General features: G+C 71.3%; 8 protein-coding genes and 1 pseudogene. 3 read left to right on the top strand and 6 right to left on the bottom strand.

What is annotated here, in order from left to right; all coding sequences use genetic code 11:
- Window positions 1-121: 121 nt before the first annotated feature.
- Window positions 122-505, bottom strand: a complete 384-nt coding sequence (locus ASD35_RS27810) for a hypothetical protein (protein WP_157275548.1) — start codon at window positions 503-505, stop codon at window positions 122-124.
- Window positions 506-867: 362 nt separating this feature from the next.
- Between ASD35_RS27810 and truD the strand changes: the two are divergent.
- Window positions 868-1,454 (top strand): annotated as a pseudogene (gene truD, locus ASD35_RS28565) (tRNA pseudouridine(13) synthase TruD); the annotation flags it as partial.
- Window positions 1,455-1,888: 434 nt separating this feature from the next.
- Here the strand turns inward: truD and ASD35_RS13510 are convergent.
- Both ASD35_RS13510 and ASD35_RS13505 read right to left on the bottom strand, forming a co-directional pair.
- Window positions 1,889-5,944 carry a hypothetical protein gene (locus ASD35_RS13510; protein WP_056875472.1) on the bottom strand — a complete coding sequence of 1,352 codons (4,056 nt, stop codon included), beginning with the start codon at window positions 5,942-5,944 and terminating at the stop codon, window positions 1,889-1,891.
- Between the two features lie 166 nt (window positions 5,945-6,110).
- Window positions 6,111-7,220, bottom strand: a complete 1,110-nt coding sequence (locus ASD35_RS13505) for a PQQ-dependent sugar dehydrogenase (RefSeq protein ID WP_056875471.1) — start codon at window positions 7,218-7,220, stop codon at window positions 6,111-6,113.
- A 109-nt stretch (window positions 7,221-7,329) separates the two neighbouring features.
- Here ASD35_RS13505 and ASD35_RS13500 point away from each other — a divergent pair, with 109 nt between their 5' ends.
- On the top strand, window positions 7,330-7,563 hold the full coding sequence (locus ASD35_RS13500; RefSeq protein ID WP_310345472.1) for a hypothetical protein: 234 nt from the start codon (window positions 7,330-7,332) through the stop codon (window positions 7,561-7,563).
- Between the two features lie 12 nt (window positions 7,564-7,575).
- Here ASD35_RS13500 and ASD35_RS13495 read toward each other — a convergent pair whose 3' ends face one another.
- Window positions 7,576-8,313, bottom strand: a complete 738-nt coding sequence (locus ASD35_RS13495) for a zf-TFIIB domain-containing protein (RefSeq protein WP_082580138.1) — start codon at window positions 8,311-8,313, stop codon at window positions 7,576-7,578.
- A 174-nt stretch (window positions 8,314-8,487) separates the two neighbouring features.
- On the opposite strand from ASD35_RS13495, the gene ASD35_RS13490 reads away from it, so the two are divergent.
- The gene (locus tag ASD35_RS13490) at window positions 8,488-9,114 is read left to right on the top strand and encodes a LysE family translocator (protein ID WP_056875470.1); all 627 of its coding nucleotides are present in this window, start codon (window positions 8,488-8,490) and stop codon (window positions 9,112-9,114) included.
- Between the two features lie 28 nt (window positions 9,115-9,142).
- On the opposite strand, the gene ASD35_RS13485 is transcribed toward ASD35_RS13490, so the two are convergent.
- Window positions 9,143-10,771: a peptide chain release factor 3 gene (locus ASD35_RS13485; RefSeq protein WP_056875469.1), complete on the bottom strand. Its 1,629-nt coding sequence runs from the start codon at window positions 10,769-10,771 to the stop codon at window positions 9,143-9,145.
- 60 nt (window positions 10,772-10,831) lie between these two features.
- A complete protein-coding gene (locus ASD35_RS13480; RefSeq protein WP_157275546.1) occupies window positions 10,832-11,851 on the bottom strand; it encodes a hypothetical protein in 1,020 nt (339 codons plus the stop codon).
- Between the last annotated feature and the right edge of the window lie 2 nt (window positions 11,852-11,853).

The raw sequence follows: 11,853 nt of genomic DNA, 5'->3' as shown, positions 1-11,853 counted from the left end.
TCCAAGCGGGCCGCTTCGCGGGGGCGACTGGAATTTTTGGGTTTTTGGACAGCCTCGTTAGACGGCACATTCACCACCTATGAAGTCCAACGATCTCGCTATTCCAATCCTTCCAAGTAGGTCACTGCCAAGCACCTTGGCGTTCTATGGACGCCTTGGATTTGAGGGCGAAATCGTTGGTGATGCCTATGCCATCCTCACTCGGGGCGATCTTGAGCTTCACTTCTTTCTTCATGCCGAGTTGGTGCCAGCCGAGTCTTGGGCGGGCTGCTACCTGAGGGTCGCCGATGTCGAGCCCTTGTACAAAGCATTCTTGGCAGCAGGTCTGCCCAAGCGAGGCAGTCCTCGCATGGATGCCATCGAAAACAAGCCGTGGGGCATGAGGGAGTTCGCCGTTGTCGACGAAGATGGCAATCTGCTGCGTGTTGGCCAGGTGCTCTGAGTACCAATACATGAGCGCGCTCGCCACCCAGCCGTCTAACCCATCCGTCAAGGGGACGTCCACAAGCGGGCTTCGCCCACTTGCGGCCGCCCCTTACGTCAAACGTTGAACGTCAGTTTTGGGGCGGCCTATCGGCCTTAGTGCTATTGCTGCTTCGGGTCGAAATCAGCGGCTCGCAAATTGCGCGAAAGATTCCAACCAGCCTTGCACGGCTATTGGCACCGCCCACCACTCGCCCTTTTCTGGCCGGGTCCACGAGTTGAAGTCGCGCCCGGACGCCGCCTGTCGTAGCGCGCAACGGTCCCCATGGAAGGCGTATCCGTCGACGCCCGCCGAGGCATACGGGTAGCGAGAGAATCACCGCCCGACTGCCCCGGTCGGCCAGACAGCCTGCCCCCTCTACTGCCGGTGCCATCAGACTGCCCATGCCCGACGCTCACTACACGACCCTGCCGCAGTGGCCCAACGCCTATCCGGCCAGCGGCGCCAGCGCCACGCTGAAAAGCCTCAACGAGGATTTCACCGTGACCGAACTGCCGCTGCAGCTGCCCTCCGGTGAGGGCGAACACATCTGGCTGGACGTCGAGAAGAACGGTGCCAACACCGCCTTCGTCGCCCAGCAGCTGGCCGACGCCGCCGGCGTGCAGGACAGGGACGTGGGCTATGCCGGCCTCAAGGACCGCTACGCCGTCACCCGCCAGTGGTTCAGCATCTATCTACCTAAGGGCGAGACGCCCGACCTGACGCAGCTTCAGCACCCCGAGTTCAAGGTACTGAGCCAGAGCCGCCACGTGAAGAAGCTGCGCCCGGGTGATCTGCAGGGCAACCGATTCCGCATCGTGCTGCGTGACGTGACCGGCGACCCCGATGCGATGAAGGCCGTCGAGGCCAACCTCCAGGCCGTGGCGTCACAGGGCGTGCCCAACTATTTTGGCGCTCAGCGTTTCGGCTTCGAGGGCGGCAACGTCGAGGAGGGCCGGGCCATGCTGGCGCGCGAAATCCGTGTGCGCAANGAAGAAGGGCATCTACCTGTCGGCGGTGCGCTCCTTCGTCTTCAATGAAGTGCTGGCGCTGCGAATCCAGCAGGGCCTGTGGGGCAGGGCCCTGCCCGGCGACGTCATGGACGAGGCGGGCCGGCCCACCGGACCGCTCTGGGGACGGGGCCGCGTGACCACCACCGAGCAAGCGCAGGCCCTGGAGAACGGTGTGGCCGGACGTCACGCCGCCTTGTGCGATGGCATGGAACACGCCGGGCTGGATCAGGAGCGCCGCGCGCTGGTGGTCACGCCGGTGGACATGTCATGGGAATGGCCGCAAGCCCATCAACTGGTGCTCACGTTCTCTTTGCCCGCCGGGACTTACGCCACATCCGTTCTGAACGAAATCCTCCGCACCACGGAGCCTGACCGGCACACGGAGCACGAGTCTGCGGCTGTCGAATGACGGTCACCCCTGCACCTGCCCTGCCTCAGGCTTGGCAATCACCGCCGCCTTCTCCGGCCAAGCGCCACCCTCACTGAAGCAGCGCCACGCCCACGTCACCCACTTCAGCAGCGACGCCGCCAGCCACAGCGCCCAGCCCAGCATCAGCGCGCGGTACAGCCAGACCGGTGCGCTGAAAACCCAGGCGCTGGCGGTGCGCTCGGTGAAGCGGTCGGCCGTCCAGCTCAGCAGATGGCTGCTGGAGCCCGGCCCGGCGACGAGCAGGTCCGGGTAGCCCAGCAGGCCGGTGCGCAGCACGTCCAGCAGCGCGCCGATGGCGAACAGCGTCCACAGCACCAGCCCCAGCTGCACGGCGATGCGCAGCCAGCGCCGGCCGTGCCCGCCGCAGCGGCGCCGCGCCTCCAGCACGCCGAACCAGCCGGCCAGCACCGCCAGCGCCCACATCGACACCGGCGCCACGCCCAAAGCCAGGATCAACCACGCCGGCCTGCCCATCACGCCCGGCTGGCCCGGCGCGAAGAGCCGGGGCGCGAACCAGGCCAGCACCAGCACGACGACGAGCACGCCCCAGATCAGCACCGCCGGGCCGATCAACGGGCCGCCGACGGCGAGCACGATGCGGTCCTGCGGCACGTTGAGCTGCAGCATGTCGTTGACGCCGGGCAGGCCCAGGGCCAGGCCCTCGTGGCGCCACCAGGCGCCCATGCCCTGCGGCTCACGCCAGCGGATGGCGATGCGCTGTTCGCCCGGCGTCAACGGCAGCGTCAGTGCGCCGTCGCGCAGCTGCAGGGCCAGCGTCGCGCCGTTGATGGTCACGCCCAGCAGCTCCGCACCGGCTGGCAGCTTGAGGGTGTGCGGGCCGCCCAGGCTGCTGCGCAGCGTCAGGCCGAGCTGCATGTCGGTGCTGCGCTCGCCGGGCGTCACCTCGGTCTGTGCGCTGTCCAGCGTCAGCGTCTGGCCGGCGACGCCGGCCGGCTTGCTGACGCCCAGTTTGAGCGTCTCGCCCGGCCAGGGCCGCCACTCGGGCAGCCATTCGCCGCCCTGCTGCAGCGCCGTCGCCGCCAAGCCGCTGGCCTCGACATGCCATTGCGGCGAGGCGGCCAGCGTCCAGCGTTCGACCTGGTTCGGCTCCTTGCCGGCCTGCAGCACCAGCGCCTCGCGAGGCTGCAGGATGCTCGACACGTCGGCCGCTTCCTCGCCGCCCAGCTGCAGGCTGGCTGTCCTGGTGTCACCGGCGTCCTCCACCGTCACGCGCGCGTCGCCCACGGCCTCGCCCGGCAGCAGGGCCCAGCGCACGCGCAGCGGCGCGCGGCTGGGCGCCAGGCGCTCGATGCGTGTCTGCACCTGCCAGCGCAGGCCCAGCTCCAGGCGGCGGTCCACCCGCACCAGCGGTGGCAGCGCGTCGCGCTGGGTGCCGGCATCTTCCCCGCGCGTGCTGCCGGCCACGGCTGCGCGGCTCAGCGTGATGGCACCGGTGCTCTGGCCGCGCGGGTCCAGGCCCGCCAGCGTCCAGCCCTTCAGGTCGGCCTGCAGCGCGCGCGGCGGCAGGGGCAGCGCAATGTCCAGGCCGCTGGCGCTGCCCACATCCGCGGCCAGCACCAGCTGGTGCACGCCGGCCGGCACCGCGGCCCAGAGCTGGCCCTGCTCGTCGCGCCGTGTCGCGGCCGGCTGGCCGTCCAGCGTGACGCTGCCGGGCTGCCAGCCGGTGCCCTGGCCCGGCAGCGGCACGGCGACCAGCGCCTGCGCATGGATCTCGGCACGCAGCTGCACGGCCGAGCCCGAGGCGCTGACGAGCAGCCGCGCCAGCGCAGCGCATTGGGGCAGGCAGTCCGGCGGCGCGGCCAGCTTGCCGTGCAAGGCCTTGAGCTGCTCGTCGCTGGGCCAGGCCGCGGCCTGGGCTTCGCTCGGTTGTGGCGTCAGGGCCAGCGCCATCAGCAGCGCCGCCGCCGCGCTGGCGGCCACGCGCGGCATGCGGGGCAGGCGCGGCGGCTTCCAGCCGGCGACAGCGGCCAGGGCCAGGGCGAGCAGCGCCAGGCCGATCAGCTTGAGCAGCGCGGTCGCCCAGGGCGGCAGCAGCCACAGGTTCAGCGTCTCCTCGGGCGTCACCGGGCCGCTCCACGTCAGTTGATGCGCGCGCCACGTCCAGTTCGGCAAACCGGGGCCGGTCTGCACGCGGGCGCCGGGGTCGACGCGGGAGAGGTCGCTGCTGGCGTAGCGCGGCGCCACCTTCTCCACCATCGGCGCGGCCGTCTTGCGCTCCTGGGCGGGCGGCGCGTCCACCTGCAATTCGGGCGGCGGCGCGGCGGCCGGACTGGGCGCGGCCGCGGGTTCGGCACTTTCGGCCATCAGCATGCCGCCTTGCTCCAGGCTGGGGTAGATCGACTCCCGCACCTGGTCCACCGCGAACGGCAGCAGCACCAGCGCCAGCAGCACGGCCACCGCCAGGCGGCCGCGCGCGAAGCCCGCCTGCGCCCGCCCCGCCGGCAGCACCCGCGCCAGCGCCGTCAGCGCCAGCAGGCCGAACCACAGCGCCGCCGGCGGGCTGCCCGGCGTGTGCCACGTCAACGCCAAGGCCACGCCGACCAGCACGCCGGTGCGCCAGCCCAGCAGCCGGTAGGCGGCCAGCGCCGCGAGCAGCACGAAGAAGAAGTCCCACAGCGTCCACATCGACACCCAGGCGCCGTCCGCGCGGCTGGGGCCTTGCGCATGCAGCAGCCGCCAGCCGGGCGGCAGCTGCAGCGTGGCGCTGAGCTGGTCGACGCTGGTACCCCAGCCGCTGGCGGGCAGGGCACCGTCGCGCGGCCAGCGGCTGTCGGCATCGATGCGGGCGGCGCGCTGGCGCAGCTCGAAGCCGGCCGGGCCGTCGCTGGCCAGGCGGGTGATGGGCTGGTCCTCGCCGGCGAGCGCGGCGCGGCCGAGCTGGCCCGGCGCGGCCATCGCCAGGCGCGAGCTGGCGGAGAGCTGGCCGTCGAAGTGGTCGCTGGCCGTCAGGCCCCGGCCGTCGAAGTCCAGCCAGAGCCGGCGCGTCAGCGTCAGCGCGTCGGGCGCCGGCTTGGCATTGCCGCGCTGCAGCTCGGTCAGCTTCAGCGTCTCGCCGGGCTTCACGCGAAAGGCCGGCAGCGCGCGCCAGGCCTCGGGCATCTCGACCTGGCGTGGGTCCACGCTGGCCGGGCCTTCCGGGCGGATCAGCCGCAGTGCCGGCGCGGCCTTGACGGCCCACACCTCCTCGTCGGCGGCGGTCTTCGGCAGGGTCAGGGCTTGCACCGGCGCGTTCAGCCGCGCGCGCAGCTCGATGCGCCAGGCCCCGGGCCGCGCCTGCACGACAAGGCGGCCGTCCTCGGCCAGCCGCGCGGGCAGCGGGCTGTCCAGCTGCATCGCGCGCAGCCCCGGCAGCAGGGCCAGCGGCAGCTCCACCACGCGGGCGCGGCCGGCCACGCGCAGCTCGTAGGCGGTGGTGACCGTCAGGGGCAGGTCATCGTCGACGAGCCGCACGGTCTGCACACTGACACTGTCGCTGGCCTCCTCGGGGTTGGCGACGGCGCGCAGCCACAGCCGCCCGTCGCCGTCCGGCGCGCGGGCCTGCGTGGCGCCGTCGCTGCTCACGACGATGGCGCCCAGCCCGGGGGGGACGGCCAGGTTCTGCGGCATCTGCGCCCAGGTGATGCGGCCTTCCACGACATGCGTGCCGGGCGCGAGCCACACGGCGGGGTGGCCGTCGGCCTCGGTGACGGGCAGCGGCCTGCCGCCGGCCTTGACGTCCTGCGGCCAGGCGCCGGCCTCGCCGGGCAGCGCCACGCGGGCCGGTGCGCCGAAGACCTGCACGTCCAGCCTGAAGCCGGCGTCACGCGGCCCGGCGCTGAGCTGCAAGCGCCCGGGCCAGACGCAGGCGGCCGGGTCGGCCGCGTCATGCAGCGTGGGGCAGCCCAGCGGCGGCTGGCCTTGCTGGGCCCAGGGCAGCCAGTCGCGCGCGGCGGGCGGTAGCTCGGCCGCGGTCAGCGGGGCGGCTTGCGCGGCAAGGCCCGCAAACAGCCCAAGCAGCGTGGTCGTGATTCGCTTCATCGTGTCTCTCCCTGAGCGCCGGCCCGCTGCGGCGGTGCCGAAAACGCCGCGGATTCCAACACAGCACGCGCCGGCAGCCCACACGGCTTTTTGCGTAGCGGCGTCTCCCGACGCCGCCGGTTGCGCGAGACGCGCCCAGGAGCCAGCGCAGCGCGGCCGGGCAGGCTCAGGGCGCCGTCGGCTTGACCCGCACGATGCGGCCGTGGCCTTCCAGCACGAGGTACAACAGCCCGTCCGGGCCCTCGCGCACGTCGCGCATGCGGCCCGCGTCGGCGAACAGCTTCTCCTGCTCCGCCGGCCGGTTGTCCGCATCGAGCTTCACCCGCTCCAGGTGGCCGAACTTCAGCGAGCCGATGAAGAAGCTGCCCTGCCAGGCGGGGCCGTACTTGGCGCTCTTCAGCCGCACCAGGCCGGAGGGCGCGATCGACGGCACCCATTTGACGATCGGCTGCTCCATGCCGGCCTTGGCCGCGATGCCTTCGCCGATCTTGCCGCCGCCGTAGTTCTCGCCGTAGGTGATGACCGGCCAGCCGTAGTTCAGCTTGGGCGTGATGAGGTTGAGCTCGTCGCCGCCCTGCGGGCCGTGCTCGTGCTCCCACAGCCGCCCCTGCGCGTCGACGGTCAGGCCTTGCGAGTTGCGATGGCCGTAGCTCCAGATCTCCGGCAGGGCGCCTGCCGTCTTCGCGAAGGGGTTGTCGGCCGGCACGCTGCCGTCCTTGCCGACGCGCACGATCTTGCCGAAGTGGTTGTCCAGCGTCTGCGCGCTCTGCATGCCCTTGAAGCGCTCGCCCAGGCTGAGGAAGAGCTTGCCGTCCGGCGCCTCGGCGATGCGGCAGCCGAAGTGCAGCTTGCTGTCCATCTTGGGCTGCTGGCTGAAGATGACCTTCACGTCGGTCAGGCGCTTGTTGTCCTCGCTGAGCTTGGCACGGGCCAGCGCCGTGCCGTTGGTCTTCTTGTCCGCGCTTGGCTCGCTGAAGCAAAAGTAGACGGCGCGGTTGCGCGCGAAGTCGCTGTCGGTGATGACGTCCAGCAGGCCGCCCTGGCCTTGCGCGTCGACGGCCGGCACGCCCTGGATGGGCGCGCTGGGCTTGCCGCCGGCCTTGGCGGTGCGCAGGGTGCCGTCGCGCTCAGTGACGAGGAACTGGCCGTCGGGCAGGAAGGCCAGGCCCCATGGCGTCTTGAGGCCGTCGACCACGGTCTCCAGCTGGGGGCTTTGGGCGTGGGCGAGGGCGCAGCCCAGGGCTGCAACGAGGGAAACAACAAGGCGGTGGCGCATCGTCTCGAAGGGGCTGGCGGAGGAAAGGTGCGCATCATCGCAGCGCGTCGCCCGAATCGCCGCCCATGGCCGCAAGGCAATGCCGGCATGCCGCTTGCCGAACCGCGGCGTGAAGCTGCAGCGTTATGCCAACCGCAACGGGGAGTCCGGGGTCGTCGCCTTCGCCACCGGCCCGCGCGGCATCGCCGTGCAGTTCGTCGACGGCGCGGTCTATGTCTACGACCTGGAGCGGCCGGGCCGCGCCCACGTCACCGAGATGAAGCGCCTGGCGCGCGCCGGCCAGGGCTTGTCCACGTACATCAGCCGCGAGGTGCGGGACAACTACGCGAAGCGGCTGCGCTGAAATTGCGCCGTATCAGTCGTCCCACAGTCGGGCCACCAGTCCGAGCCCGACGCTGAGCAGGTCCACGGCGAGGATGCCGCGGATGGGCAGGCCATGGCCCGTCGCTCCGGCCTCCCGCTCGGTCCGCGAACGCTCCCGGGCCATCGCGACGAGCGCATCGGCCAGTTCGTGGCCACCGGCGGCAGGCGTCGGCCGCGCCGGCGCGCTGGCATAAGCCTGCAAGGCCTTCTCGACCGCCTGCGGATCCAGCAGCGACAGCGCCGAGCGGCAGTGGGAGCAGGCGTCCTCCCGGCGCAAGTCCACCGGCGCGCCGCAACTGCTGCAGTGGATGACGCCCACCTTGGCGGCGATCTCCGCGATCTCCGGCTTCGTCAGCTGCCGCACGAAGCCCTTCTCGATCATGAAGGACGAAAAGCTGCTGAAGCGGCCGTGCTGGCGGGCGCAGCGGTGCGTGATGTAGCGGCCGCTGCGCACGAGGTCGAAGCCCTGCACCAGGCGGTCGCGGCATTGCGGGCACCTCAGCGTGCCGGCCAGCGGCTGGTGCGGTGTCTCGCGGTGCCGGTGCATCTCCTTGAACACCGTGGCCACCGCCGCCGGCGACAGCTTGAGGTTTTCCATCTGGTCGAACCAGAGGCCATGGCAGCCGAAGCAGAAGTCGATCTCCACGTTGCCGCCGTACTGGGCGGGCAGCGCATGCACTTGCAGGGCATCGCCGCAGGAGGGGCAGGGACGGGAGGCGGGTGCAGGCATGCGGAGCGGGCGAGCGGGTGGTGGAACGCTGCGCCGCAATGTAAGGGAGCCGGGAGGCCATGCCATGGCGCCGCAAGGTTTCGAACGCTGAACGCGCGGCATCCGGCACGGGTGCTGCTGCCAGAACCTGACCCTCGCTGGGCTTAGCCTTGCGGCCCGCCACCCGGAGTGCCCATGATCGACCCCGCCGTCCTGCTCGCCTTCACGCTGCTCAACATGAGCTTCGCGCTCATTCCGGGGCCCGACGTCCTGTGCATCCTGTCGAATTCCGTGTCGCGCGGCACGCGGGCCGGAGCGCTGGTTTGCGCGGGCATTGCCTGCGCGGCCCTAGTGCATGTCGCCGCGGCGGCGCTGGGCCTCACGGCCATGCTGGCGGCGGTGCCCACCGCCTTCGTTGCCGTGAAGCTGGCCGGCGCCGCCTACCTGGCCTGGCTGGGCTGGCAGATGCTGCGCCGGCCGGCGTCGCTGGGCGCGGCGCCGCCCCGCAGCCGCTGGACATCGCCGTTCGCGCAGGGCGCCGTCTCCAACCTGTTCAACCCCAAGATCGCGATCTTCTTTCTGGCCGTGCTGCCGCAGTTCATCGACCCGGCCCGCGGCCGCCCGGGCCAGCAGGCGCTCTTGCTGGGCCTGGTGTCCATCGTGTCCGGCACGGCGGTCAACCTCTGCACCGCCGCGCTGGGCGGCCGCGCCCGCCGATGGATCGTCGGCCGGCCGACGCTGTTCAAGCGCTTCCAGCAACTGGCCGGCGGTGCGCTCGTCGGGCTGGGCCTCAAGGTGGCGCTGGAACGCGGGCGGCCTTAGCGGGCCATGCGCAGCGGCACGGCGCCGCTCAGCCGTCCAGCCTTTGCTGGAACACCAGCCCCGCGTGCTCACGCAACGCGTGGAACCTGATCTTGGGCCAGTTGGCCTCGATGGCGCGCAGCTCCGGCGCGTACTCCACCAGCACCGTCGGCGCGTCGACCGCGTCGTAGGCCATGCGGTGGTCGTTGGCGTCGATGAAGCGCTTGAGCTCGGCCGCGTCGTCGCAGGTGACCCAACGCGCCACCTGGAAGCGGCTGGGCATGATGCGCGCCTTGCAGCCGTACTCGTGCTCCAGCCGGTGCGCGACCACTTCGAACTGCAGCTGGCCCACCGCGCCCAGCAGCAGCACGCTGCCGGCGATCGGGCGGAACACCTGGATGGCGCCTTCCTCGCCCAGCTGTGTCAAGCCGGCGCGCAGCTGCTTGGTCTTCAGCGGGTCGGCCACTTCGACGGCGCGGAACATCTCCGGCGCGAAGAACGGCAGGCCGGTGTATTGCAGCGCCTCGCCTTCGGTGATGGTGTCGCCCAGCTGCAGCACGCCGTGGTTGGGGATGCCGATGATGTCGCCGGCAAAGGCCTCGTCCAGCAGCTCGCGCTTCTGGCTCATGAAGGTCACCACGCTGTTGGGGCGCAGCGTCTTGCCGGAGCGCACGACCTTCAGGTTCATGCCCCGCTCGAAGCGGCCGGAGGCCACGCGCACGAAGGCGATGCGGTCGCGGTGCGCCGGGTCCATGTTGGCCTGGATCTTGAAGACGACGCCCGTGAACTTCGGCTCCTCGGGCAGCACGGTGCGCTGCATGGCCTGGCGCGAATCCGGCGCGGGCGCCAGCTCCACCAGCGCATCCAGCACCTCCTGCACGCCGAAGTTGTTGACGGCGGAGCCGAAGAACATCGGCGTCTGCTTGCCGCTCAGGAACCCGTCGCGGTCGAACGCCGGGGCGGCGTCACGCACCAGCTCGATCTCGCCTTTGGCCTGGTCGTACTGCATGCCGAAGCGCTCGGCGTAGGCGGGGTTGTCCAGCCCCTCCAGCACTTCCTCGGTGCCGGCGGCGCGGTCCTCGCCGGGGGCGAACACGCGCATGCGCTGCTGGCGCAGGTCCATCACGCCGTGGAACTGCTTGCCCATGCCGACCGGCCACGTGAACGGCACGACGGTCATGCCCAGCTCGGCCTCGATCTCGTCCATCAGCGCCAGCGGGTCCTTCACCTCGCGGTCCATCTTGTTGACGAAGGTCAGGATGGGCGTGTTGCGGGCGCGGCAGACCTGCAGCAGGCGGCGCGTCTGCGGCTCGACGCCGTTGGCCGCGTCGATGACCATCAGCGCCGCATCCACGGCGGTCAGCACGCGGTAGGTGTCTTCCGAGAAGTCCTGGTGGCCCGGGGTGTCCAGCAGGTTGATGACGCAGTCGCGGTACTCCATCTGCATGACCGACGAGGCCACCGAGATGCCGCGCTGCTTCTCGATCTCCATCCAGTCCGACGTGGCATGCCGGCTGGCCTTGCGCGCCTTCACCGAGCCGGCGATCTGGATGGCGCCGGAGAACAGCAGCAGCTTCTCGGTCAGCGTGGTCTTGCCCGCGTCGGGGTGGCTGATGATGGCGAAGGTGCGGCGGCGGCGGACTTCGGTCTCGATGCGAGAAGCAGTGGATTCGGACATGGGCGGGACCTGGGATAACCCGGGATTATCCGCGGCGCCGCTCGGCGGCCTGTCAGCGCCTCACTGCTCAGGGCCACAGATGCGGTACTCGCCCGAGCATTGGCCCTTCAGCGAGCAGTGATGGACGTAGGGACCGTCCGCCCTGCATTGCGTGTCGGCCGAGAAGGCCTCGCTGCCGGTGTATGACTTGCAGGTGCTCGCCGCCCTTTCGCGCAGCTTGGCGATGCCGCCGGCTTCGCCCATGGAGGTGACCGTGGTGTCGTCCAGCTTGGGCTGCGTGACCCGGCAGGCGCTGCCGCCGGCGTTGGCCGCTGGCAGGGCGGCCACGGGGCGGGTGGGGCTGGCCATCGTCGTCGCGGGGCCCGCTGCCGCAGGCGCGACGGCCTGCCGCTGCTGCGCCTCCTGGCGCGCGCGTTCGGCGGCCACGTCCTGGCGGAACTGCTCGTCGCGCCGGCGCTGCGCCTGCGTGCGCTCGGCCGCCTGTGCGTCGGCACGCTTCTGCTCGGACTGCTGGCGCTGCGCGGCCAGGCGCGCGGCCTCCTGGTCCTGGCGCTGGTTGGCCTGGTTGATCAGCTCCACCTGGCGCTGGCGTTCCGTGCGCTGCTGCGTCTCGGCCTGCTGGCGCTGGCGTTCCACCTGCTGGGCCTGCTGAACCTGGACCTGGTTCACCGTGTTGTTCAGCCGTTGCAGCGAGTTGGCTAACGCGCGCTCGCTGGGGGCCTTCTGCGCATTGAACTGCGCGGCCTTGCGGGCGCGGTCGGCCTCGAATTCGGCGTCGGCCCGTGCATCCTCCTCGGCCTGGCGCGCCGCCTGGGCCTCCATCTGGCGGCGCTGGATCTCGGCCTGGCGGGCCTGCTCCTGGCGCTGAAGCTCGGCCTGGCGCGCTTCTTCAACGGCGCGGACCTTGCTGTTCTGCACGCTGCGGCGCAGCCGGGCCAGGTCTTGCTCGCTCAGCGTGCGGGGGGCCTCGATGGCCGGGGCCGAGGCGGCCTCGGGTGCGGCCGTTTGCGCGGCGGACGACAGCGGCAGGGACAGCAGCGCCAGCAACATGCTGCCGAACAGGGTCAATTCGTGGCGCATCA

The organism is Pelomonas sp. Root1444, from assembly GCF_001426885.1.
Taxonomy (GTDB): Bacteria; Pseudomonadota; Gammaproteobacteria; order Burkholderiales; family Burkholderiaceae_C; genus Pelomonas.
Note: the sequence above shows the minus strand (reverse complement) of the source record. Positions and strands in the feature narration are given on the sequence as shown.